This is a genomic window from Pseudomonas sp. 102515, assembly GCF_031085165.1.
In the GTDB taxonomy this organism is placed as follows: domain Bacteria; phylum Pseudomonadota; class Gammaproteobacteria; order Pseudomonadales; family Pseudomonadaceae; genus Chryseomonas.
Genome location: NZ_JAVHTY010000001.1, coordinates 1,152,517 through 1,175,165 on the forward strand (window position 1 = coordinate 1,152,517; position 22,649 = coordinate 1,175,165).

The following is a 22,649-nucleotide window of genomic DNA, read 5'->3' on the forward strand; positions in this document are numbered from 1 at the left end:
CATGCGTCGCGTCGTCATTACCGGTCTGGGTATCGTTTCGTGCCTGGGCAATGATAAAGACACCGTTTCCGCCAACCTGCGCGCAGGCCGTGCCGGCATCCGTCACAATCCGGAATATGCCGAGATGGGTCTGCGCAGTCAGGTTTCCGGTTCCATCGACCTGAACCTCGAAGAATTGATCGACCGCAAGGTCAAGCGCTTCGTCGGTGATGCCGCTGCCTACGCCTATCTGGCGATGGAGCAGGCGATCAAGGACTCCGGCCTGTCCGAAGACCAGGTCTCCAACCCCCGTACCGGCCTGATCGCCGGTTCCGGTGGCGCTTCCACCTTCAACCAGATGGAAGCCCTGGACATCCTGCGCGAGAAGGGCGTCAAGCGCGTCGGTCCGTACCGCGTGACCCGGACCATGAGCAGCACGGTGTCCGCCTGCCTGGCCACCCCGTTCAAGATCAAGGGCCTGAACTACTCCGTAGCCTCGGCCTGCGCCACCAGCGCCCACTGCATCGGCCTGGCCATGGAGCAGATCCAGCTCGGCAAGCAGGACGTCGTCTTCGCCGGCGGCGGCGAGGAAGAGCACTGGACCCAGAGCATGCTGTTCGATGCCATGGGCGCGCTCTCCAGCGACTACAACGAGACCCCGGAAAAGGCTTCCCGTGCCTACGACAGCAAGCGTGACGGTTTCGTCATCGCTGGCGGCGGCGGCATGGTGGTGGTCGAGGAACTCGAACACGCCCTGGCCCGTGGCGCCAAGATCTACGCCGAGATCGTCGGCTACGGCGCGACTTCCGATGGCTACGACATGGTGGCCCCGAGTGGCGAAGGCGCCATCCGCTGCATGCAGCAGGCGCTGTCCACCGTCGATGGCGAGATCGACTACCTGAACACCCATGGCACCTCCACCCCGGTGGGCGACGTGGCCGAGATCAAGGGCGTGCGTGCCGTGTTCGGCGACAAGGCTCCGGCCATCAGCTCCACCAAGAGCCTGTCGGGTCACTCCCTGGGCGCGGCCGGTGTCCACGAGGCCATCTACTGCATGCTGATGATGGAAGGCAACTTCATCGCCGGCTCGGCCAACATCGACGAACTGGATCCGGAGGTCGCCGACCTGCCGATCCTGCGCGAGACCAAGGAAGACGCCAAGCTGGACCTCATCATGAGCAACAGCTTCGGCTTCGGTGGCACCAACGCCACCCTGGTGCTCAAGCGCTGGCAGGGCTGACAGCCCTCACTTGTGTGACCCAAACGGCGCCTCTGGCGCCGTTTTTCATTTCTGCTCCCTGCGCGGCTGAACCGGTCATGGGCCCCGCGGTCGAAGGCGCCGGCACTTCACCTGCGAACCTCCAGGAAGAATGGATTCAGCAGCGTGAATAGCTTAATCTCGCGCCGCTTCGCTGTGTCTGCGCAGCCGCCATAGACAGCGCTGTCCGGAAATCCCTGACAGAAACAAGAAACTGTAGTACCCATGGAGCCCCAATGCACAATCAAAACCAGAGCTACCGCGGACCCTTGATCGTCCTCACCATGCTGTTCTTCATGTGGGGTCTGATCACCTCGCTGAACGACATCCTCATTCCCCACCTCAAGGCGGTCTTCACCCTCAGCTATCTGCAGGCCTCGCTGATCCAGTTCTGCTTCTTCACCGCCTACTTCATCGTGTCCTTCCCGGCGGGTCGCCTGGTGGAAAGCCTGGGCTACAAGAAGGGCATCATCGTCGGCCTGCTCACCGCCGGCGTCGGCTGCGTGCTGTTCTACCCGGCGGCCGGAGCCCAGTCCTACGGCTTCTTCCTGACCGCCCTGTTCGTGCTGGCAGCCGGTATCACCGTGCTGCAGGTGGCAGCGAATCCCTATGTCACCATCCTCGGCAAGCCGGAAACCGCGGCCTCGCGCCTCAACCTGACCCAGGCCTTCAACTCCCTGGGCACCACCGTCGGCCCGCTGGTGGGCGCGGTGACCATCCTTGCGCTGGTCGGTGAAGACTCCGCCGCCCACTCGGTACAGCTGCCCTACCTGATCCTGGCCGGCATGCTGGTTGCCCTGGCGGTGATCATCGGCCTCTTCCGCCTGCCGCAGATCAAGGACACCGAACAGGACAACACCACCGACGAGAACGCCCTGACCGCCAGCAGCGTCTGGGCCTATCGCCACCTGCTGCTCGGCGTGGTCGGCATCTTCATGTACGTGGGCGCGGAAGTCTCCATCGGCAGCTACCTGGTGAGCCTGATGGAAAGCCCGGACGTGGCCGGCCTGAACGCCGCCACCGCCGCCAAGTACCTGTCGCTGTACTGGGGCGGCGCCATGATCGGTCGCTTCATCGGCGGCGTGATCATGACCAAGGTCCGGCCGAACCTGGTGCTGACCTTCAACGCCATCGCCATTGGCGTGCTGCTGGCCGTGGCCGTACTGCAGGGCGGCAAGGTCGCCATGTGGGCGTTGCTGGCCATCGGCTTCTTCAACTCCATCATGTTCCCGACCATCTTCTCCCTGGCGCTCAAGGGCCTGGGCAAGTTCACCTCCAAGGGTTCGGGCCTGCTGTGCATGGGTATCGTGGGCGGCGCGCTGGTGCCGGCCATCCAGGGCTACTTCGCCGACACCATCGGCCTGCTGCCCTCCTTCCTGATCCCGCTGGTCTGCTACCTTTACATCCTGTTCTACGGCGTGATGGGCTATCGCCCCACCCTGCGTCGCTGACCCACCTCGAAGCGCTGGCGACCTGCCAGCGCTTCACCCCTCCTGCTGTAACCCGTTCCGCCTTCTATCCTTCTGACTCGACAACCCGGCTGCGACCGCGCTACTTGGCGGGCCATACGTGCCTGTCCGACGCCCGCGGATCATCTCCTCAGCTCCTACCAGCCCTTTGGCAATAGAGCGCTCGCAAGGCCCGCCACGGTGCCCTACCGCCCTTCGTCATAGCCCGGCTACCACTCCGCCCGTGACGGAGCTGTCGCCCTGACATCCTGGCCATCACCCTGAGCCCCCCCGGCACTCTCAGCCAGGCACACCACCGACGCCCTCCCCGCACCGAATCCTGCGCAAAAGAAAACGCCCGTATCTTTCGATACGGGCGTCTCGTCGTTAACGCGGGGACCGCTCCAGGAGCGGCCCTCGCGTCAAGCTCAGGCAGGCTGGCGAGCTTCCTCGACTTCGACGGCGTTCGGGCCGCGAGCGAGTTCGGTCTTCAGGGTCTGCTCGTCCAGCTGGCCACACCACTTGGCGACCACGATGGAGGCCACGCCGTTGCCGACCAGGTTGGTCAGGGCGCGGGCTTCGGACATGAAGCGGTCGATACCCAGGATCAGCGCCAGGCCGGCGACCGGTACGTGACCGACGGCGGACAGGGTAGCGGCCAGGACGATGAAGCCGCTACCGGTGACGCCCGCAGCGCCCTTGGAGGAGATCAGCAGCACCAGCAGCAGGGTGATCTGGTGGGTGATGTCCATCTGGGTGTTGGTGGCCTGGGCGATGAACACCGCGGCCATGGTCAGGTAGATGGAGGTGCCGTCGAGGTTGAAGGAGTAGCCGGTGGGGATCACCAGGCCAACCACCGACTTCTCGGCGCCCAGCTTCTGCATCTTGGTCAGCATGCGCGGCAGGGCGGACTCGGAGGACGAGGTACCCAGCACGATCAGCAGTTCTTCACGGATGTACTTGATGAACTTGAGGATGCTGAAGCCGTGCATGCGTGCCACGGCACCCAGCACCACCAGCACGAACAGCAGGCAGGTGATGTAGAAGCAGGCCATCAGGTAGCCCAGCTGCACCAGGGTGCCGACGCCGTACTTGCCGATGGTGAACGCCATGGCACCGAAGGCACCGAGGGGGGCGAGCTTCATGATGACGTTGATGATGTTGAAGAAGACATGGGAGATGCGGTCGATGAAGTTGAACACCAGTTGACCGGTCTCGCCCAGGCGATGCAGGGCGTAGCCGAACAGCACGGCGAAGAACAGGACCTGCAGGATCTCGCCGGTGGCGAAGGCGTTGACGACCGTCGACGGGATGATGTTCATCAGGAAGTCGATGGTGCTCTGCTTCTCGCCAGCTGCGGCGTAGGCAGCGATGCCCTTGGTGTCCAGGGTGCTGACGTCGACGTTCATGCCGGCGCCCGGCTGGACGACGTTGACCACGATCAGGCCGATCAGCAGCGCGATGGTGGAGAAGATCTCGAAGTACAGCAGCGCCATGCCGCCGGTCTTGCCCACGGCCTTCATGTTCTGCATGCCGGCGATACCGGTCACCACGGTGCAGAAGATGATGGGCGCGATGACCATCTTGATCAGCTTGATGAAACCGTCACCCAGGGGCTTCATGGCCGCGCCGGTCTGGGGATAGAAATGGCCGAGCAGCACACCCAGGACGATCGCCAGGATCACCTGGAAGTAGAGACTCTTGTAGAGCGGCTGCTTGACGGGACGCTTGGGCGCGGGAGCTGTGGTAGTTGTTGTTGTGTCGACGGTTGCTGTCATGGCTCTTTCCCTTGTGGCCACTACCTGACGTCCTGTCTGAGTGGGCACCTGACTGAAGTTGGCTCTCTCATCCTGAGAGCTTTTTGTTGTGGATCCGGTGGCCGCACGACGGTTACACCAGCATCTGGCTTGATATAAGCAATCGCCGTTCCACTTCTCGGTGCGCAATCAAAGGGCCAGCTTTCATGCACCTTTCAGTCGAAAGTCTAGTTGCCGGCGGCGGGCGGAACCCCGCCATCCGACGGAAACCGGCGGAAATCCCCCCGGCCCCGAGGCGGTTTTCCGCCAGCCGAAGCCGGTAGTCGGCTATCCTTTGCGCGCCTTTTCATCGGAGCCCTTCGTGATCCGTCGCTGCCTTCCCCGAGTAACCGGCTGAGATGCCCGCCCTGCCCGCCCTGCCCGCCTCCGACCTGCCCGGCTGCTGCACGTCACCCGAGCCGCTGCTGCCTCTGGCGGTAGAGCTCGACTCCCTGGCCCTGCTGCACTGCCGCTTCGATCCCGCCCAGGTGAGCTTCGAGCGCGACGCCCTGCGCCTCGGCACCCTGCCGCCCGACAACATCCGTCGCGCCGTGGCCAAGCGCCAGGCCGAATACCTGGCCGGTCGTCTCTGCGCCCGCGAGGCCCTGCGCCAGCTGAGCGGTACTGCCGCCGTACCTGGCCATCGCACCGCGGACCGCGGCCCCGCCTGGCCTTCCGGCTGGGTCGGTGCCATCACCCATAGCCATGGCTGGGCGGCCGCCGTGGTGGGCAAGGCAGGGGACTACCTGGGCCTTGGCCTCGACGTGGAAACCCTGCTCGAACCGGACAAGGCCCTGCGCCTGGCCGAGCAGATCCTCACCCCGGTCGAACGGGAACGCCTGCAGCCGCTGGACGAAAGGCAACAAGCCTTTGCCATCACCCTGGCCTTTTCCGCCAAGGAGAGCCTGTTCAAGGCGCTGCATCCCCAGGTCGGGCAGATGTTCTTCTTCCAGGACGCCGAGATCCTGACCATGGATCCCAGCGGCACCTTCGATCTCCGGCTGCTGATCAAGCTGTCACCGCGCTGGTCCGCCGGGACCTCAGTGCGCGGTCACTTCCGCCTGGACGAAGAAGATCGCCTGTTGACGCTGGTCGCGCCTCGTCACTGAGAGGCGACTCTCCATAGAGGAAGCGTTCTCCGGTCGATCAGGTGCGCAGACGCTCGCCGGGGCAGAACGTCGCAGCGGCCATCGAACGTTTTCTTATGGTGGAGAAGGTGCTCATAGCGAACCGGTATATCCGTTGCGGCTTTCGTCTCGCCAGCCCAGTCGCGTTGTACGTTATTTGACCACGCCGCTCTGAGCCCAGCCTCCACGCGCACTGGCCGGGTACCACCCCCAGGATACCCCCCAGTCCCGAACAGCTTATCCACGCCTTATCCACAGCCGGAAACGTGACAAACGCGACATCTAGTGGCCCTTGCACCCCCGCACCACCATATATAGCAGTTCGTCGGTATGACCCGGGACGGCGAAACACCCCTCTGTCAAGACTGTCTTCCCTAGCGAGGAGGGCTTATCCTGTTGCCCGAATCATGAATTTCCAGGGTCCCTGACCCCGAACGCCGGCTCCCTCGGGAATCGGTGCCGATACGGCTTTTCGTTGGAATCTTCATTGGTAATGGCGCGACAGGCAGTCGTCGCGCAGGCCCACGGCCAACACTCTTCCGGATCGCCGGCTCGCCGACGATCCCCTCTTTCCGATCAAGGGAGTTCCGCATGCACACCGACCTGACCCGCGAGCAAGCCCAGCAGGGCCGCCCGGCGCAAGACGACAGCCAGGACCTGGGCGCCACCGCCCCCGGTCAACTGCGCGTCATCAAGCGCAACGGTACCGTCGTCCCCTATACCGACGACAAGATCACCGTGGCCATCAGCAAGGCTTTCCTCGCCGTGGAAGGCGGTACCGCCGCGGCCTCCTCGCGTATCCACACCACCGTCAAGCAGCTCACCGACCAGGTCAGCAGCACCTTCAAGCGCCGCATGCCCTCCGGTGGCACCATCCACATCGAAGAGATCCAGGACCAGGTCGAACTGGCCCTGATGCGCGCCGGCGAGCAGAAGGTCGCCCGCAGCTACGTGATCTACCGTGAAGCCCGCAGCCAGGAGCGCAAGCAGGGCGCCGCCAGCGACATCGCCGAGCCGCACCCGAGTATCCGCGTGACCAAGGCCGACGGCACCACCCAGCCGCTGGACATGGGCCGCCTGAACACCATCATCAGCGAAGCCTGCGAAGGCCTCGAAGAGGTGAACGGCGAGCTGATCCAGAAGGAAACCCTGAAGAACCTGTACGACGGCGTGGCCGAGAAGGACGTCAACACCGCCCTGGTGATGACGTCCCGCACCCTGGTCGAGCGCGAGCCCAACTACTCCTACGTCACCGCCCGCTTGCTGCTGGACAGCCTGCGCGCCGAAGGCCTGAGCTTCCTCGGCGTCGCCGAGTCCGCCACCCACCACGAGATGGCCGAGCTGTACGCCAAGGCCCTGCCCGCCTACGTCGCTAAGGGTGTGGAGCTGGAACTGCTGGACCCGAAGCTGGCCAGCTTCGACCTGGAGCGCCTGGGCGCCGCCATCGATCACGAGCGCGACCAGCAGTTCACCTACCTGGGTCTGCAGACCCTGTACGACCGCTACTTCCTGCACAGCCACGGCACCCGCTTCGAGCTGCCGCAGCTGTTCTTCATGCGCGTGGCCATGGGCCTGGCGCACATGGAGCAGGACAAGGAAGCCCGCGCCATCGAGTTCTACAACCTGCTGGCCAGCTTCGACTACATGGCGTCCACCCCGACGCTGTTCAACGCCGGCACCCTGCGTCCGCAGCTGTCCAGCTGCTACCTGACCACAGTGCCCGACGACCTGTCCGGCATCTATGGCGCCATCCACGATAACGCCATGCTGTCGAAGTTCGCCGGCGGCCTGGGCAACGACTGGACCCCGGTGCGTGCCCTGGGCTCCTACATCAAGGGCACCAACGGCAAGAGCCAGGGCGTCGTGCCCTTCCTCAAGGTGGTCAACGACACCGCCGTGGCGGTCAACCAGGGCGGCAAGCGCAAGGGCGCGGTCTGCGCCTACCTGGAAACCTGGCACCTGGACATCGAGGAATTCCTCGAGCTGCGCAAGAACACCGGTGACGACCGTCGGCGTACCCACGACATGAACACCGCCAACTGGATCCCCGACCTGTTCATGAAGCGCGTCTTCGAGGACGGCAACTGGACCCTGTTCTCCCCCGCCGACGTGCCCGACCTGCACGACCTCTACGGCAAGGCCTTCGAAGAGCGCTACGAGTACTACGAAGCCCTGACCGAGTACGGCAAGCTCAAGCTGCACAAGACCATCAAGGCCAAGGACCTCTGGCGCAAGATGCTGTCCATGCTGTTCGAGACCGGCCACCCGTGGCTGACCTTCAAGGACCCGTGCAACCTGCGCAGCCCGCAGCAGCACGTGGGCGTGGTGCACAGCTCCAACCTCTGCACCGAGATCACCCTGAACACCAACAAGGACGAGATCGCCGTGTGCAACCTGGGTTCGGTGAACCTGGTGAACCACATCGTCGACGGCAAGCTGGACGTGGCCAAGGTCGCCCGCACCGTCAAGACCGCCGTGCGCATGCTCGACAACGTCATCGACATCAACTACTACTCGGTGCCCCAGGCGGAGAACTCCAACCTCAAGCACCGTCCGGTCGGCATGGGCATCATGGGCTTCCAGGATGCGCTGTACCTGCAGCACATCGCCTACGGTTCGGATGCCGCCGTGCAGTTCGCCGACACCTCCATGGAAGTGATCAGCTACTACGCCATCCAGGCCTCCTGTGACCTGGCCGAAGAGCGTGGCAGCTACTCCAGCTTCCAGGGTTCGCTGTGGTCCCAGGGCATCCTGCCGATCGATTCCGAGAAGCGCCTTATCGAAGAGCGCGGCGCCAAGTACATCGAGGTCGACCTGTCCGAGACCCTGGACTGGGCCCCGCTGCGCGAACGGGCCAAGAAAGGCATCCGCAACTCCAACATCATGGCCATCGCGCCGACCGCGACCATCGCCAACATCACCGGCGTGTCCCAGTCGATCGAGCCGACCTACCAGAACCTCTATGTGAAGTCGAACCTCTCGGGCGAATTCACCGTCATCAACCCCTACCTGGTACGCGACCTCAAGGCGCGCGGCCTGTGGGACTCGGTGATGGTCAACGACCTCAAGTACTACGACGGCTCCGTGCAGCAGATCGAGCGCATCCCGCAGGATCTGAAGGACCTGTACGCCACCGCCTTCGAAGTGGAGACCAAGTGGATCGTCGAGGCCGCCAGCCGGCGCCAGAAGTGGATCGACCAGGCCCAGTCGCTGAACCTGTACATCGCCGGCGCCTCGGGCAAGAAGCTCGACGTGACCTACCGCATGGCCTGGTTCCGCGGCCTGAAGACGACCTACTACCTCCGTGCCCTGGCCGCCACCAGCACCGAGAAGTCCACCATCAACACCGGCAAGCTGAACGCCGTGAGCGCCGACCCCATCACCGGCGTCCAGGCCAGCGCGGCCCCCGCCCCGGCGCAGAAGCTCGAAGCGGCGCCCGCCGCGGCACCGGCTCCGGTGCCCAAGGCCTGCAGCCTCGACGATCCCGAGTGCGAAGCCTGCCAGTGACACCCCAAGCCCTCTCCCAGTAGAGGGCTGCTCTTTATCCCCTCTCCCTCCGGGAGAGGGTTAGGGTGAGGGCCCGCCGCCCCACCCCCACCGCACAGCCACCCAGGAGACACCCCATGCTGAACTGGGAAGAATTCGACAAAGACGACGACACCGCCACCGCCAAGCCCGCGCAGGCCGCCGGCCAGCAGGCGCCTGCTCAGACCGAGCGTTTGGACTCCGAGGGCGACGCCCTGGTCCATGACGCCCGCGCCCTGTCCGCCGACGATTCCGACGCCGTGGCTCGCGCCAAGGCCGCGCTGAACGAGCTGGACATCCAGGAAGGCCTGGACGACCTGGAAGGCTCCTCCGCGCGCGTGCACGTCGGCGACAAGCAGATGATCAACGCCCGCGCCGACCTCAACCAACTCGTACCCTTCAAGTACGACTGGGCCTGGCAGAAGTATCTGGATGGTTGCGCCAACCACTGGATGCCCCAGGAAGTGAACATGAACGCCGACATCGCGACCTGGAAGAGTCCGGACGGCCTCACCGAGGACGAGCGCCGCATCGTCAAGCGCAACCTCGGCTTCTTCTCCACCGCCGACTCCCTGGTCGCCAACAACCTGGTGCTGGCCGTCTACCGCCTGATCACCAACCCCGAGTGCCGCCAGTACATCCTGCGCCAGGCCTTCGAAGAGGCGATCCACACCCACGCCTACCAGTACTGCATCGAGTCGCTGGGCATGGATGAAGGCGAGATCTTCAACATGTACCACGAGATCCCGAGCGTCGCGAAGAAGGCGAGCTGGGGCCTGAAGTACACCCGCTCCATCTCCGACCCCGAGTTCAAGACCGGCACCCCGGAGACCGATCGCCAGTTCCTCAAGAACCTGATCGCCTACTACTGCGTGCTGGAAGGCATCTTCTTCTACTGCGGCTTCACCCAGATCCTCTCCATGGGTCGCCGCAACAAGATGACCGGCACCGCCGAGCAGTTCCAGTACATCCTGCGTGACGAGTCCATGCACCTGAACTTCGGCATCGACATGATCAATCAGATCAAGATCGAGAACCCGCAGCTGTGGGATGCCCAGATGAAGGACGAAGCCACCCAGATGATCCTCCAGGGCACCCAGCTGGAGATCGAATACGCCCGCGACACCATGCCCCGCGGCGTGCTGGGCATGAACGCGGCGATGATGGAGGACTACCTCAAGTTCATCGCCAACCGCCGCCTGACCCAGATCGGCCTCAAGGAAGAATACCCGGGTGCCACCAACCCCTTCCCCTGGATGAGCGAAATCATGGACCTCAAGAAGGAGAAGAACTTCTTCGAGACCCGCGTGATCGAGTACCAGACCGGTGGGGCGTTGAGCTGGGATTGATGTGAACAGGCGACCTTCTAAGGTCGCCTAGCCTAATAAGGGTATAGACGAAATGGCATGGGCAACTCCAAATTACCGCCCCGAAGAAGTTAACTCGGCAGCAAGAAAATTGGCGACAATGGAGTTCCCGGTTACGGAAAGAGACAGCCTTCACAGCTTGGAAATCCTGAATAACTGGCGCTCATCTCATGCATATCCACTTAATACCTTTCAAATCACACTAAGAAATAAAGCCAGAAAAATCGAGCAAGAAGTAATTGTTGCCCAAAGATCGAAACGCCTTGAATCAATACACAAAAAATTAGTTAGCAAGCCCACAATGAGAATGACTCAAATGCAGGACATCGCCGGGTGTCGTGCTATATTTGAGAATCTTAAAAACGTTTACAAGCTTGCAGCCGAATACAAGAACAGCAGGTTCGATCACAAATTTAGAAATGAAAAGGATTATATAGAAAATCCGAAACCGGACGGATATCGTTGCTACCATTTGGTTTATGAGTACAGAGGCACTCGGACTGAAACACAACCTTATTCAGGACTTAGAGTAGAGGTTAAAATTCGCACTAAGCTTCAACATGCTTGGGCAACAGCAGTTGAGGCCGTTGGGATTTTTACTAAGCAAGCACTAAAGTCGAATCAAGGAAGCCAAGACTGGCTCCGTTTTTTTGCGTTAATGGGCTCTGCCATTGCAGCAATAGAGCGTACCCCTTCGGTTCCTGGAACCCCTAGCGAAAAGCAAGACCTCATAGATGAAATAAAATCTTTGGCGCAACAATTACACGTCAGAGAAATGCTTCAAGCATACAACGCGACAATAACAACACTGGGCTCAGCGAAGGATGAGAAATACTTCATCATTGAAATGAATCCCGAACATCATAAAGTAACAGTCAGAAGATACAAAGCAAAACAATCCGAAGAAGCAAACCGTGTTTATACAGAATTAGAAAGTAAAATCCCTGAAGACTCAGCAACTCAAGTAGTACTAGTATCAGTTGAAAACATTAACGCCTTGAAGCGCGCTTATCCAAACTATTTTTTGGATACCAACACATTCAGTCAGATTGTAGAAAGGGTTTTAAAAGGACGAATCCCAGACCCCATAATAAACAAATAAACCGAAACAGAAGACATTATTTCAGCCACACCCCAAAGACCGAAAGCAGCCGCAAAATCTTAGAAAACCCAAGCGACACTATTAAATTTTAAACTGCCAAAACAATTAAGACCCGCAAGACTCATGAAGATAATAAAATATTGAAATCCATTTCAAGCTCTATAGAAAACATTCTCACCAAACAAACCAGCTAATAATTAGCAATAGCTTTATTTGCGACAACAATACCATCCTTCAAACGTTGAGATTCGTTGTATCTCTAGGGTTGTAGTTACTCAAGGACGAAACATGCCTCGCTGGACCGACCAACCCGCCACCGACACGGATGCCGTCTTCGATTTCATCCTCGAATTCTCCGGCACGTTCCTGCGGCGTCATGCTTCGTTGCTGGCAAAAGTGCTGCCTCCGACCCTGGGCTTCGGGATGTTCCTGGCCTATTTCGCCCGTAACCATTTCTATCCCAGCTTCGATCTCTTCCAGTTTTCGTCGCTGTTGCTGGCAGCTGCCTGCCTGGGCTTCCTGACCATAGGCGCCTTCGTTGCCGCACTCTTTCTGCCAGGTGCCTGGGTCTATTACCGCTTTATCAATACGGCGGCGATCAAGGAAGACATCACCTACGCCCTGCCCTATCGCGGCGAGGGGCGCTTTCGCAAGATCATGCTGTTGATGGCGCTGGTGTTCTTCGTGCCCTATCTGCTGGCAGGATTCAGCGATGCGGCCATTCTCTTCGTCGATCCTGAGCTATTCGTTAGCGTTGCCTTGTTGGCGCCCATCCCCATCACGCTGCTGGCAGGCATGGCCATTCAGGGGCTGTTCGACTTGCGCCGCTTCAGCTTCCTGAAGTTCGTCTGGGAGGCTTATCTGCCGACAATGGTCGTCGGCCTGTTCATCTTCTGGATGCTGGCGCAGGCCTATCCGCTGGTGAGCGATTGGCAGCCGCTGCTCAAGTGGGGCGCTCTGGCCATCGCGCCTTTCATCATCGCCTTCGTCACGACCATGACTTCCATGCTGTTCATCGCTGGCTGGAAGGCGGCGATGATGTTTTCGCTGTTCTTCGCCCTCTTCCTGGCCGGCTATAGCGGGGTGCTCACCACCCTGCCCGAAACGATGGTGAAGACGCTGGGCCTAGGTAATTACCAGGCCAAGGCCATCGTGCTGGATGCGTCCTACTGCGCCAAGGAGCAGGCCCGGGTGCTGCCTACCAATGGCCAGTGCGTGCTGCAGGACGTGCAAGTGGTGTGGTCGTTGGGTGAGGCCTTCGTGCTGCGCCTGGAGGATGGCGGCACGGCGCGGTTGCCGGCTACGGCGATTCGGGCGCTGGTGAAGCCCTAGACGAAGGCAGGTGTAACCTTCGCCGCAGTGAGAGTGAAGGCTTCAGCCATCGGCCGGGCGCGGGCGAGAGCGTCCTGCGAGCGGCTTGAGTGGGCGTCGGGTGGACAACGCGCGGCTTGTCCATGCGGACTGGGCGTGGGTGGAAAAGGCTGCGCCGTTTTCCACGCTACGGGAGAGCGTCGCCGTCAGTCGCCTAGCCAGTGCCGTTGCGGCGCGGGCGAGTTGTCGTGGGAGCTACCGCTGAAGGCGGCGCGGCACGGTGGCGCCGGATCACTCTTTCCCTTTGCCGCCCTTGGCGTTCGGCTGGCTGGGGCCGGCCTTGACGAAGGCGAGGATGACGTCGCGCACGACCTTGCGCTGTTCGTCGGGCAGGTTGAGGAAGGCCTCGATGGCGTCGCGCTCGGGGTAGTGCTCGGGTTTCTCCCAGTTGCCCCTTGGCTCGCGCACGTTCGCCACGGCCTGTTCGCCGTAGCGCAGGACCTGGGGTTCGACGTGCAGCCACTGGGCGAGGACCTGCAGCTTGTCCTGGGCGGGTATGGACTTGCCGCCCAGCCAGCGGGAGACCGCCTGGAAGGTCACGGAGCGCCCCCAGTAGCGGGAATTGAACTCGCGTTCCAACACCGCGGGCCGGTCAGGATAACCGGCCGCGAGCATGGCGGCGCGCAGGCGCTGGGCGAAGTCGAGTTTGTCGTTCATGGGGCGGACGTTAAAGTCCGCTTCCAGCCTGGACTGAACATCCGATTGCGTAAAAATTGAAATTCGTGGTTTCATCCGGTTGGTAGGAGGACCATGAGGGTCCTGCGATGGGCAGCGGCCGCGCGGTGGCTGCCTTCCCAGCGACTGCGCCTAGATATGGAGATCAGGGAATGTCCACGCCCCATCTTTTGCATTTCGCAGGTCGTCCCCTGCGGGTCTATCAGTTCTTCGATGGGCAGCTGTGGTTCGATTGCCGTGATGTCGCCAAGCTGCTGGATTACCCGGACCCGCTGGAAGCCGTGCGCAGCCACTGCAATCACGACGGCGTGCACCAAGGCTCAGGCGAACGACCAACCCTGCTGATCGATTTCCCCAATACCCTGCGCCTGCTGATCGGGAGCACCAGCGAGCGCGCCGGGCCGTTCGAGGACTGGCTCAGGCGTGACTGCCTGAAGCTGTTCCTCAGTCGCCTCGTGCAGCCCGGCGAAGGCCAGCTGCTGCTCGATGGCCAGCCGCTGAGCCGGCTGTGCTGGCGCGACCAGTACTGGGTGAGACTCGCCGACGTCGCGGAGGCGATCGGACCGCGCTTGAGGCTCAGCCAGGGGTATTGAGCAAAGCCCTCACCTCGCGGTTTGGGACCTCGGTCGGCGCTACCGATCAGCCGGGCACGGGTATCGCCTCAGACGGCACATTCTCACTCGCGCCCTCAAGACGAGATAGGTCTGGCCGATAGCGTTCCAGCGGCTGCGCTTGCGGCCAAACCCTGGTGGCTGCTCGTGGGCATCTTAGCCTATCAGACGTCAGACAGGGCACCCGACCTCGGTAAACTGGTGGCCTGCGCCAGCTTTCTCCCTGTCCGCAGCGTGCTCGACGGCACATCGGACAGGTGCCGGTATTCGTTGCACGCTGCAAAGGTCTGCCTTGCCCATGGCCCTCGATGCTCCCACTCTCCTGACCATCACCATCGCCCTGGCGGTGGCAGCGGCTGGCTATCTGGCCATCGAATGGCGCCCGGTGCGCGAGTCCGCGCTGCTCTACTGGAGCGGCGGTTTCGCCCTCATCGGCGTGGGCAGCCTGCTCGCCCTGTTGCGCAGCCAGGGGTTCCTGCTGGTGGGGATCTGGTTCGCCAACGGTCTGCTGGTCTTCGTCCATGGGCTGTTCCTCCTGGGTGTCGCGCGCTTCACCGGGCGCCGCCTGAGCCTGGGCTGGTGGGCCTTCGCGCTGATCTGGCTAGGGCTGTTGCTGCTGCCGAACGAGCCCTGGTGGTCGAAGGTCATGCTGGTGGTGAATTCGCTGCTGGTCGGCACCCTGGCGGTACGGGCGGGGCTGCTGCTGCGGCGGCGCCATGCCGGCGAGCGCCAGTTGCGCCATGTGTTGCTGGGGCATGGGTCGTTCTATTTCACCAAGATGATTCCGCCGCTGATGCCTGGCGCCCTGCTCAACCTGGAGTCCTATCGCGGGGCGATCATCCAGGTGTCCCTGGTGGAAGGGGTGATGGCGGTGATGCTGATCGCCCTGTCGATGACCGGCACGGTGCGCTATCGCCGCGAGCAGCGCATCGAGCGCCTGGCGGGCAGCGATCCGCTGACGGGGCTGCACAACCGGCGCGCCCTGGAAGCGGAAGCGCCCCACCTGCTCGGCAAGGCGATACCCGAGCGCCCGGGCGCGCTGCTGCTGATCGATCTGGACAACTTCAAGCTGGCCAACGACCTGCACGGCCACGCGGCGGGTGACGGCCTGCTGGTCGCCCTGAGTGAGCTGCTGCGTAGCGCCCTGCCCCGCCAGGCGCTGGCCGCGCGGCTGGGGGGTGATGAGTTCGTGGTGTTGCTGGGCGGCGCGAGCCAAGCCGAGGTGGTAGCCCTGGCGGACAGCCTGCGCGAGCGCTTCAGCCTGCTGGCCACCCAGCGCCTCGCCACGCCCGAGCGGGTCACCCTGAGCATCGGTGCGGTGCTGTTCGATCAGCCGCCGCGAAGCCTGGCGGACCTGCTGGCGCAGGGTGATCGGGCGCTGTACGAGGCCAAGCGCGGCGGACGCGATGGGGTGCGAATGAGTAAGGGCTGATGGGCGACGGGATGATCGCTTAGGCTTGAGCCATTACCTGAGCGGAGTCGCCATGCCCATTGCCTTCGAATCGCCCGACCAACCCGAGGTGATCGCCCTGATCGCCGAACTGGATGCCTATCAGGACGGGCTCTATCCGCCCGAGAGTCGTCATGCCTTGGATCTCGCATCCTTGATGCAGCCGAACGTGCTGTTCCTGGTGGCCCGCGACGAGCGTGGGACAGCACTTGGCTGCGCCGCCATGGTGCTCAACGAGGGCTACGGGGAGATCAAGCGGATGTACGTGAGCCCCTCGGGGCGGGGGCAGGGGTTGGGTAGGCGTTTGCTCGCTCGACTGGAGGCCGAGGCGGTCACGACAGGATGCGGGCGGGCGATGCTGGAGACCGGTCCTTACCAACCCGAGGCATTGGCGTTGTATGGGGCAGCGGGGTACCAGCGGCGCGGGCCTTTTGGCGGGTATCGGGATGATCCCTTGAGTGTGTTCATGGAGAAGGGGTTGGTGGCGATGGCGCCGTAATGCGGGGGCATTAATCGGTGAGGCTGGAAAAGGCTGTCGCCGTTTTCAACGCTACGGGGCCAGGCAGGTAGGGTGGACAACGCGAAGCTTGTCCACGCGGGGTCGAGCGTCAAGCGGGGGATCAGTGGAAAAGGCTGTCGCCGTTTTCCACGCTACGGAGACTCGTCGCCAAATTCCGCCAACAGGAATTCCACGAAGCTCCTCACCGTCACCGAGCGCCATCTCGTCTGGGGATAGAGCGCGGTCAGGGGACGGGTGAGTTCCTGGCCCTGGAAGAGGCGGACCAGGCGGCCGGCGGCGACGTCGTCCTGTAGCAGGAAAGCGGGCTGGAGGATGATGCCGAGGCCTTGCAGGGCGGCCAGGCGCAGGGCGGGGCCGTTGCTGAGGTGCAGGCGGCCGGGTGGCAGCGGGCCGAAGGTGGTGCCGGTCTGGGCGCGCCACTGGCTCAGGGCGCGAGGGTCCATACCCAGGCAGTCGTGGGACTTCAGGTCGGCCAGTCGCACGGGCGTGCCGCGCTGGGCGAGATAGCCGGGCGCGGCGCAGCACCACATCACATAGGGCGCCAGGGGTCGCGCCACCAGGGAGGAGTCGGCCAGCTCGCCGATGCGGATGGCGATGTCGATGCCCTCCTCCACCAGATCCTGGACCCGATCACTCAGCACCAGATCCAGGGTGACCTGTGAATGCCTCGCCAGATAGTCGCCCAGCCGTGGCGTGAGGCCATAGGTGCCGAAGGACACCGGCGCCGAGACACGCAGGATGCCGGCGGGCGCCAGGCGTTGGGTTTCGGCCTGGCGGTCGGTGTCGGCGACCAGGGCGAGGATCTCGCGGCAGCGGGAATAGTAGCCCTCGCCAAAGGCGGTCAGGCGCTGGCGCCGGGTGGTGCGTACCAACAGTTGCAGGCCCAGGCGCTTTTCCAGGCCGCGCAGGTGATTGCCGGCCATGGTCGGCGAGATGCCCTCGGCCTGGGCCGCCGCGGCCAGGCTGCCGCGCTCCACCACGGCGACGAACACCTGCATGCTGTCGAGCAGATCCATTCCACACTCCTGCTAAGGAATCCTCGCACCGGGAAGGCGTTTATCTCATTTGGGTGGTGGGTGAGGCTAGTGGCGTGGATGAGGTGGCGGAGTGGTGGGCTTCGCTGCGCTCAGCCAACCGCGTGGAAAAGGCTGCGCCGTTTTCCACCCTACGACCCTGAAGTGGAGAATCGATCATGGATCTGCAACTGCACGATCGTACTGCCCTGGTGACCGGCGCCAGCATGGGCATAGGCACTGGCATCGCCCGCGTCCTGGCGGCCGAAGGCGTTCGCCTGGCGATCACCGCGCGGCGGCGGGACGCCCTGGAGGCGCTGGCCGAGGAGATCGTGTCGGCGGGTCATGCCCGGCCGCGGGTGATCGCGGCGGATATCACCGACGCCGAAGACGTCCAGCGCCTGGCGCGGGAAGCGGAGGAAGGGCTGGGCCGGGTGGACATCCTGATTAACAACGCCGGCGGCACACGACCGCTTTCGGTGACGGCGGACGATGCGGCCTGGGACGAAGCCTGGACTCTCAACTTCACCGCGACCCGCCGCCTGACCCAGGCGCTGCTGGGCGGGATGCGCGAACGACGTTGGGGACGCATCGTCAATTTCAGCGGCAGCATGGAGCCGCGGGACGTGAATGGCGCCGGGACGGCCAAGGCGGCGATCCAGTTCTGGTCCAAGGGGCTGGCGAGTCAGCTGGCGGCCGAGGGCATCACGGTCAACACCATCGCCCCGGGGCGGATCAATTCCGAGCAGATCCTGCAGCGGCTGCATCCGACGCCCGAGGCGCGCCAGGCCTTTATCGCCCGGCACATACCCATCGGCTATTTCGGCGAGCCGGAAGACGTGGGGCATGTAGTGGCCTTTCTCGCCTCACCGCTGGCGCGCTACCTCACCGGGGATGTGATCGCGGTGGATGGCGGGATGCATGCCCATGCCCACTAGCGTTTGACGCAGACGAACAGCGCATTGCCTGCCTCGCCCGCCCAGGGCTCGATGCGCTGGTAATCGTGCTCCAGCATCTGCACCTCGAACTGCGGCTCCAACAGGGCCAGCAGTTCGGGGAAGTCCACCGCCACCATGGGGTGTTCGTCCTGCCAGGTCTGCTGCTGGCCGGCGTGGCGGCGTTCGATGCGCAGGCGGAGTTGCTGGTGCTCGCCTTCGCCCGGGTAGTGCCAGGCGGAGGCGAAGCTGAAGTGGCCATCGGCCCGGTCGACGCTGTGGCCGACGCGGGAGGCATTGTCGATACGGCGCTTGTCGACGGCGTTGAAGCAGAACAGGCCGCCGGGGGTCAGGGCCGCCAGGACCTGCGTCAGGCACGCCTGGAGCCGTGCAAGGCTGCCGCTGTAGTGCAGGGAATAGAGAAAGCAGGTGATCAGATCGACCGGCTGCTCCAGCGTGAAGCTGCACATGTCCTGGCAGGAAAACTCGGCTTCGGGGCAACGCAGCGCGGCCTGGGCCAGCATCGGCGGATTGAGGTCCAGCCCGCTGCTCTGGAAGCCGGCATCGAGGAAATGCCGCACATGGGGACCGGTGCCACAGGCGAGATCCAGGTGACGGCTGCCGCCGTTGCCGAACAGCCGCTGCAGGCGCAGCACCGCCTGGCTCTGGGCCTGGTAGTCGATGTCGGCGCAGAGCAGGTCGTAGTAGGCCGAGAGGTCGGTGTAGAGGGCGGTGGCGGACATCGCAGAGGCTCGGGGCTGGAGACGCGGGCGCGCATCTTAGTCGGTTTTCGCGATGATGGACGCCTTATACTGGCGGTTTTCCCGAGAGTCCCCTGACGTGAGCAACAAGAGATACGCCTGCATCGGCCTGAGCAACCCCAAGTCGCCGTCCAACGTCGGGTCCATCATGAGGGCGGCGGGCTGCTACGGCGTGGCCTCGGTGTTCTATACCGGCACCCGCTACGACCGCGCCAAGGACTTCGTCACCGATACCAAGAAGGTCCACCAGGACATCCCGCTGATCAACATCGACGACCTGCGCCGCATCCTGCCGCTGGGTTGCGTACCAGTGGCGGTGGAGCTGGTGGACGGTGCCCGGCCGCTGCCCGAGTACACCCATCCCGATCGCGCGCTCTATCTGTTCGGCTCAGAGGACGGCTCCCTGAGCCAGGAGCTGCGCGACTGGTGCGAGGACGTGGTGTACATCCCCACCCAGGGCTGCATGAACCTGGCGGCCACGGTCAATGTGGTGCTCTATGACCGCCTGGCGAAGGGCAATAACACCCGCTCCGGCCCGCTCTTCTAAGAGCCTATTCAAAGCCTGCTGCAGGTCGGCCAAACTGCGTTGAAAATGGCCTGGGTCGCCAGCCCGGCCTGGGCGGCCCCGTCGCAATGCTCATTTACCATTCGTAAACTCGAGCGCGAGTCCGACCCGCTTCCTCAGCTATTTTCGTGGGGCCGCCTAGGCCTTGTTTGTCTCTAGCTCGCGAGACTTTGAACAGGCTCTAACCCCTTCAGCCAAACCCCTGGGTCGGCCGGCGCAAGACCGGATCGAAGGGGTTGATGCGCGCGGCGATCACCCCGGCTTCGCGCCGGAGCAGCTCGATCACCGTGGGCAGCCGCTGGGCGTTGAGGCGTTCGCTCAGGGTGCCCACGCTCAGGGCCGCCACCGCCCGGCCGTTGCGGTCGAGGATGGGGACGGCAAGACCCGCCATGCCGGCCAGCACCCCGGTGTTGCGCGCGGCGTAGCCCTGCTGGCGGACGTTGTCGATCTCGGCGCGCAGCAGCACCTCGTCATAATGATGGGCGTCGCGCAGCCGTGGCAGGTTGTAGCGGATCACCTCTTCGCGTTCTTCCTCGGGCAGGAAGGCCAGGATCGCCAGGGCGCCCTGGCCGCCACCCAGGGGCACGCGACCGCCGATGTCGCCGGTGAAGGTGCGGATCGGATAGGGCCCCTCGCTGCGGTCCAGGCACATGGCGTCGAAGCCGCTGCGTGCCAGCAGGAACAGCGAATCGCCCAGGGACGCCGACAGTCGCAGCAGACTGGGCCGCGCCAGGTCGCGCAGGTTGCCGACCTGGCCGGCGCGGGCCGCCAGGGCGAAGAAGTCCAGGCTCAGCCGGTATCTCTTGCTGCGGGCGCACTGCTCGACCATGCCCTCCTCCACCAGGCCACGCAGCAGCCGGTGGGTGGTGGGTTGCGACAGGCCCACGCGCTCGGCCAGGCGGGTGACCTTTTCGCCTTCGGGATCGCCCTCGCCCAGGGCACGCACCACGGCGAACACCCGGCTGATGGCACCGACGCCTACCTCTCCCGCAACCGCCTTTCTTTCACTGGAATCATCCATCTGCAGCGCTCCAAAATATTCCACTGAGTGAATAAATCCGAAAAAAGAGTTCATTCAGTGAAAAACTCGCTTGTCCGGCATCCTAGGTCGCCCTTACCTTCAGGTCCATAGGGCGATACTCACAATCACCGGACGCCGCCAATCGAGCGAGCGCCAACGTCCCAGATCCAGGCTGTCTTTCGCCCTGCCCACACCTTGCCCACCTTCCCCGTGGGCGCGACCGGAGGAGCATTGCGGCCATGGCTTTCCTGACTCTCGACAACCTCAGCAAGCGCTACGGCGACAGCTACGCGGTGGCCGGTTCGACCCTGGCCATCGAACGCGGCGAATTCGTTTCCCTGCTCGGCCCCTCCGGCTGCGGCAAGACCACCACCCTGCAGATGATCGCCGGCTTCGTCGACGTCAGCAGCGGGCGCATCCTCCTGGATGGCCAGGACATCACCCAGGCCAAGCCGGCCAGTCGCGGCCTCGGGGTGGTCTTCCAGAGCTATGCGCTGTTTCCCCACATGACGGTGCGCGACAACGTCGCCTTCGGCCTGCGCATGCGCAAGGTGGCGGGCGCCGAACTGGCGCGGCGCGTCGAGGAGGCCCTGGGCCTGGTGCACCTGGGTCAGCATGCCGAGCGCTATCCGCGCGAACTTTCCGGTGGCCAGCGCCAGCGGGTGGCCCTGGCGCGGGCGCTGGTGATAGCACCCCCGGTGCTGCTGCTGGACGAACCGCTGTCCAACCTGGATGCCCATCTGCGGGAAGAGATGCAGTTCGAGATCCGCCGCATCCAGCGCGAGGTGGGCATCACCACCCTGATGGTGACCCACGACCAGTCCGAGGCGCTGTCCATCAGCGACCGGGTGGTGGTGATGGAGGCCGGACGCATCACCCAGGTGGATGCGCCCTATCGGCTCTACGAGCATCCGCGCAACAGATTCATCTCCGACTTCGTCGGCAAGGCCAACCTGCTGCCCGGCAGCCTGGATGCCCAAGGTCGGCCGCAGATCGCCGCCGGTGGCGCCCTGGCGATCTCGCTGCGGCCGGAAAAGATCGAGTTGCGCCCCGCCGGTGAGGGTCGCCTGCAAGGGCGGGTGCTGACCCGCTTCTTCCTCGGCAGCCAGTGGCTGTATCGCCTGGAGACGGCGCTGGGCGAGGTGTCGGTGCTGCGCAGCAACGATGGGCTGCCGCCGCTGGACGAGGGCCAGCGCGTCGGCCTGCACTGGGACGACGGTCTGCTGCGCCGGCTGGAAGCCGCGGAGGCGGCGGCATGAGCACCCTGCTGCGCGGCACCGGTCGCGCCTATCTGCTCAGCGCCCCGGCCCTGGTGCTGTTCGCCGGGCTGCTGCTGGCGCCCCTGGCGCTGACCCTGGCGCTGTCGTTCAACGTCTTCGACTACGAGACCGGGATCAAGGAAGGCAGCTACACCCTGGCGCACTACCTGAGCCTGCTGGGCGATCCCTATTTCTACGAGATCTTCCTGCGCACCTTCTGGATCAGCGCCCTGGTCACCCTGCTCTGCGTGCTGATCGGGGTGCCGGAGGCCATCGTCCTCAGTCGCATGGGCGCGCCCTGGCGTTCGATCTTCCTGATCCTGGTGCTGACGCCGCTGTTGATCTCGGTGGTGGTGCGCGCCTTTGGCTGGAGTCTGCTGCTGGGCGCCGACGGCCTGGTCAACCAGGCCATCGTGGCCCTGGGCGGGCGGCCGCTGAAGCTGCTCTACACCCCCTTCGCGGTGATCGTCGGCCTGGTCCACGTGATGCTGCCCTTCATGATCATCCCGGTCTGGACCTCGCTGCAGAAGCTCGATCCCGCCGCCGAGCAGGCCGCGCTGTCCCTGGGCGCCAGTCACCTGACGGTGCTGCGCCGTATCGTGCTGCCCCAGGTGATGCCCGGGGTGCTGTCGGGGACGCTGATCGTCTTCGGCCTGGCCGCCAGCTCCTTCGCCATTCCCGGCCTGCTGGGCGGACGCCGCTTGAAGATGGTCGCCACCCTGATCTACGACCAGTACCTAGCGGAACTCAACTGGCCGATGGGCGCCACCCTGGCGGTGGCCCTGCTGCTGCTCAACCTGCTGGTGATGCTGGGCTGGAATCGCCTGGTGGAGCGCCGCTACAAACGTGCCCTGGGAGTCTGACCT

General features: G+C 63.7%; 19 protein-coding genes. 14 read left to right on the forward strand and 5 right to left on the reverse strand.

All coding sequences use genetic code 11. The features are described 5' to 3' along the window. Position 1: 1 nt before the first annotated feature. Together fabB and RCF34_RS05290 are read left to right on the forward strand one after the other, a co-directional pair. Positions 2-1,219 carry a beta-ketoacyl-ACP synthase I gene (gene fabB / locus RCF34_RS05285; RefSeq protein WP_308707208.1) on the forward strand — a complete coding sequence of 406 codons (1,218 nt, stop codon included), beginning with the start codon at positions 2-4 and terminating at the stop codon, positions 1,217-1,219. 254 nt (positions 1,220-1,473) lie between these two features. Continuing rightward, complete coding sequence (locus tag RCF34_RS05290; protein WP_308707209.1) at positions 1,474-2,688, forward strand: sugar MFS transporter; 1,215 nt, start codon at positions 1,474-1,476, stop codon at positions 2,686-2,688. Positions 2,689-3,113: 425 nt separating this feature from the next. On the opposite strand, the gene RCF34_RS05295 is transcribed toward RCF34_RS05290, so the two are convergent. Then, entirely contained in the window at positions 3,114-4,463 is a 1,350-nt protein-coding gene (locus RCF34_RS05295; RefSeq protein WP_308707210.1) for a dicarboxylate/amino acid:cation symporter, read from the reverse strand. A 377-nt stretch (positions 4,464-4,840) separates the two neighbouring features. On the opposite strand from RCF34_RS05295, the gene RCF34_RS05300 reads away from it, so the two are divergent. The 5 genes from RCF34_RS05300 (at position 4,841) to RCF34_RS05320 (ending at position 12,934) form a co-directional block, all read left to right on the forward strand. Next, positions 4,841-5,590 (forward strand): 4'-phosphopantetheinyl transferase superfamily protein, encoded by a 750-nt coding sequence (locus RCF34_RS05300; protein ID WP_308707211.1) that lies wholly within the window; start codon positions 4,841-4,843, stop codon positions 5,588-5,590. Between the two features lie 609 nt (positions 5,591-6,199). After that, positions 6,200-9,115 (forward strand): ribonucleoside-diphosphate reductase subunit alpha, encoded by a 2,916-nt coding sequence (locus RCF34_RS05305; protein ID WP_308707212.1) that lies wholly within the window; start codon positions 6,200-6,202, stop codon positions 9,113-9,115. A 116-nt stretch (positions 9,116-9,231) separates the two neighbouring features. Continuing rightward, entirely contained in the window at positions 9,232-10,482 is a 1,251-nt protein-coding gene (locus tag RCF34_RS05310) for a ribonucleotide-diphosphate reductase subunit beta (RefSeq protein ID WP_308707213.1), read from the forward strand. A gap of 52 nt (positions 10,483-10,534) precedes the next feature. After that, positions 10,535-11,602, forward strand: coding sequence for a RelA/SpoT domain-containing protein (locus RCF34_RS05315; protein WP_308707214.1), 1,068 nt, complete (start codon positions 10,535-10,537; stop codon positions 11,600-11,602). A 288-nt stretch (positions 11,603-11,890) separates the two neighbouring features. Next, entirely contained in the window at positions 11,891-12,934 is a 1,044-nt protein-coding gene (locus tag RCF34_RS05320; RefSeq protein WP_308707215.1) for a hypothetical protein, read from the forward strand. A 270-nt stretch (positions 12,935-13,204) separates the two neighbouring features. Here the strand turns inward: RCF34_RS05320 and RCF34_RS05325 are convergent, their stop codons facing one another. Continuing rightward, on the reverse strand, positions 13,205-13,630 hold the full coding sequence (locus RCF34_RS05325) for a transcriptional regulator (protein ID WP_308707216.1): 426 nt from the start codon (positions 13,628-13,630) through the stop codon (positions 13,205-13,207). 170 nt (positions 13,631-13,800) lie between these two features. On the opposite strand from RCF34_RS05325, the gene RCF34_RS05330 reads away from it, so the two are divergent. The 3 genes from RCF34_RS05330 (at position 13,801) to RCF34_RS05340 (ending at position 16,208) form a co-directional block, all read left to right on the forward strand. Then, entirely contained in the window at positions 13,801-14,241 is a 441-nt protein-coding gene (locus RCF34_RS05330) for a BRO family protein (RefSeq protein ID WP_308707217.1), read from the forward strand. 316 nt (positions 14,242-14,557) lie between these two features. Next, the gene (locus RCF34_RS05335; RefSeq protein ID WP_308707218.1) at positions 14,558-15,691 is read left to right on the forward strand and encodes a GGDEF domain-containing protein; all 1,134 of its coding nucleotides are present in this window, start codon (positions 14,558-14,560) and stop codon (positions 15,689-15,691) included. A 52-nt stretch (positions 15,692-15,743) separates the two neighbouring features. Continuing rightward, positions 15,744-16,208, forward strand: a complete 465-nt coding sequence (locus RCF34_RS05340) for a GNAT family N-acetyltransferase (RefSeq protein ID WP_308707219.1) — start codon at positions 15,744-15,746, stop codon at positions 16,206-16,208. 152 nt (positions 16,209-16,360) lie between these two features. On the opposite strand, the gene RCF34_RS05345 is transcribed toward RCF34_RS05340, so the two are convergent. Next, entirely contained in the window at positions 16,361-17,245 is an 885-nt protein-coding gene (locus RCF34_RS05345; protein ID WP_308707220.1) for a LysR family transcriptional regulator, read from the reverse strand. A gap of 176 nt (positions 17,246-17,421) precedes the next feature. Here RCF34_RS05345 and RCF34_RS05350 point away from each other — a divergent pair, with 176 nt between their 5' ends. Beyond that, the gene (locus RCF34_RS05350; RefSeq protein ID WP_308707221.1) at positions 17,422-18,180 is read left to right on the forward strand and encodes an SDR family oxidoreductase; all 759 of its coding nucleotides are present in this window, start codon (positions 17,422-17,424) and stop codon (positions 18,178-18,180) included. On the opposite strand, the gene RCF34_RS05355 is transcribed toward RCF34_RS05350, so the two are convergent. Beyond that, entirely contained in the window at positions 18,177-18,920 is a 744-nt protein-coding gene (locus RCF34_RS05355; RefSeq protein ID WP_308707222.1) for a class I SAM-dependent methyltransferase, read from the reverse strand. The genes RCF34_RS05350 and RCF34_RS05355 overlap by 4 nt on opposite strands. 97 nt (positions 18,921-19,017) lie before the next feature. Here RCF34_RS05355 and RCF34_RS05360 point away from each other — a divergent pair, with 97 nt between their 5' ends. Beyond that, on the forward strand, positions 19,018-19,485 hold the full coding sequence (locus RCF34_RS05360; RefSeq protein ID WP_059226744.1) for an RNA methyltransferase: 468 nt from the start codon (positions 19,018-19,020) through the stop codon (positions 19,483-19,485). A 208-nt stretch (positions 19,486-19,693) separates the two neighbouring features. Here RCF34_RS05360 and RCF34_RS05365 read toward each other — a convergent pair whose 3' ends face one another. After that, positions 19,694-20,524 (reverse strand): IclR family transcriptional regulator, encoded by an 831-nt coding sequence (locus RCF34_RS05365; RefSeq protein ID WP_308707223.1) that lies wholly within the window; start codon positions 20,522-20,524, stop codon positions 19,694-19,696. A 239-nt stretch (positions 20,525-20,763) separates the two neighbouring features. Between RCF34_RS05365 and RCF34_RS05370 the strand changes: the two genes are divergently transcribed. Both RCF34_RS05370 and RCF34_RS05375 read left to right on the forward strand, forming a co-directional pair. Continuing rightward, positions 20,764-21,783, forward strand: a complete 1,020-nt coding sequence (locus tag RCF34_RS05370) for an ABC transporter ATP-binding protein (protein WP_308707224.1) — start codon at positions 20,764-20,766, stop codon at positions 21,781-21,783. Continuing rightward, positions 21,780-22,646, forward strand: a complete 867-nt coding sequence (locus tag RCF34_RS05375) for an ABC transporter permease (protein ID WP_160923395.1) — start codon at positions 21,780-21,782, stop codon at positions 22,644-22,646. The genes RCF34_RS05370 and RCF34_RS05375 overlap by 4 nt, the downstream gene beginning before the upstream one ends. Positions 22,647-22,649 lie beyond the last annotated feature (3 nt).

Excerpts from the sequence above, each read along its gene's own strand:
- RCF34_RS05340 (WP_308707219.1), top strand. The coding sequence starts at position 15,744 with ATGCCCATTGCCTTCGAATCGCCCGACCAACCCGAGGTGATCGCCCTG.
- RCF34_RS05315 (WP_308707214.1), top strand. The coding sequence starts at position 10,535 with ATGGCATGGGCAACTCCAAATTACCGCCCCGAAGAAGTTAACTCGGCA.
- RCF34_RS05320 (WP_308707215.1), top strand. The coding sequence starts at position 11,891 with ATGCCTCGCTGGACCGACCAACCCGCCACCGACACGGATGCCGTCTTC.
- RCF34_RS05375 (WP_160923395.1), top strand. The coding sequence starts at position 21,780 with ATGAGCACCCTGCTGCGCGGCACCGGTCGCGCCTATCTGCTCAGCGCC.
- RCF34_RS05330 (WP_308707217.1), top strand. The coding sequence starts at position 13,801 with ATGTCCACGCCCCATCTTTTGCATTTCGCAGGTCGTCCCCTGCGGGTC.
- RCF34_RS05355 (WP_308707222.1), bottom strand. The coding sequence starts at position 18,920 with ATGTCCGCCACCGCCCTCTACACCGACCTCTCGGCCTACTACGACCTG.
- RCF34_RS05345 (WP_308707220.1), bottom strand. The coding sequence starts at position 17,245 with ATGGATCTGCTCGACAGCATGCAGGTGTTCGTCGCCGTGGTGGAGCGC.
- RCF34_RS05370 (WP_308707224.1), top strand. The coding sequence starts at position 20,764 with ATGGCTTTCCTGACTCTCGACAACCTCAGCAAGCGCTACGGCGACAGC.
- RCF34_RS05335 (WP_308707218.1), top strand. The coding sequence starts at position 14,558 with ATGGCCCTCGATGCTCCCACTCTCCTGACCATCACCATCGCCCTGGCG.
- RCF34_RS05325 (WP_308707216.1), bottom strand. The coding sequence starts at position 13,630 with ATGAACGACAAACTCGACTTCGCCCAGCGCCTGCGCGCCGCCATGCTC.
- RCF34_RS05305 (WP_308707212.1), top strand. The coding sequence starts at position 6,200 with ATGCACACCGACCTGACCCGCGAGCAAGCCCAGCAGGGCCGCCCGGCG.
- RCF34_RS05310 (WP_308707213.1), top strand. The coding sequence starts at position 9,232 with ATGCTGAACTGGGAAGAATTCGACAAAGACGACGACACCGCCACCGCC.
- RCF34_RS05295 (WP_308707210.1), bottom strand. The coding sequence starts at position 4,463 with ATGACAGCAACCGTCGACACAACAACAACTACCACAGCTCCCGCGCCC.
- RCF34_RS05290 (WP_308707209.1), top strand. The coding sequence starts at position 1,474 with ATGCACAATCAAAACCAGAGCTACCGCGGACCCTTGATCGTCCTCACC.
- RCF34_RS05365 (WP_308707223.1), bottom strand. The coding sequence starts at position 20,524 with ATGGATGATTCCAGTGAAAGAAAGGCGGTTGCGGGAGAGGTAGGCGTC.
- fabB (WP_308707208.1), top strand. The coding sequence starts at position 2 with ATGCGTCGCGTCGTCATTACCGGTCTGGGTATCGTTTCGTGCCTGGGC.
- RCF34_RS05300 (WP_308707211.1), top strand. The coding sequence starts at position 4,841 with ATGCCCGCCCTGCCCGCCCTGCCCGCCTCCGACCTGCCCGGCTGCTGC.
- RCF34_RS05350 (WP_308707221.1), top strand. The coding sequence starts at position 17,422 with ATGGATCTGCAACTGCACGATCGTACTGCCCTGGTGACCGGCGCCAGC.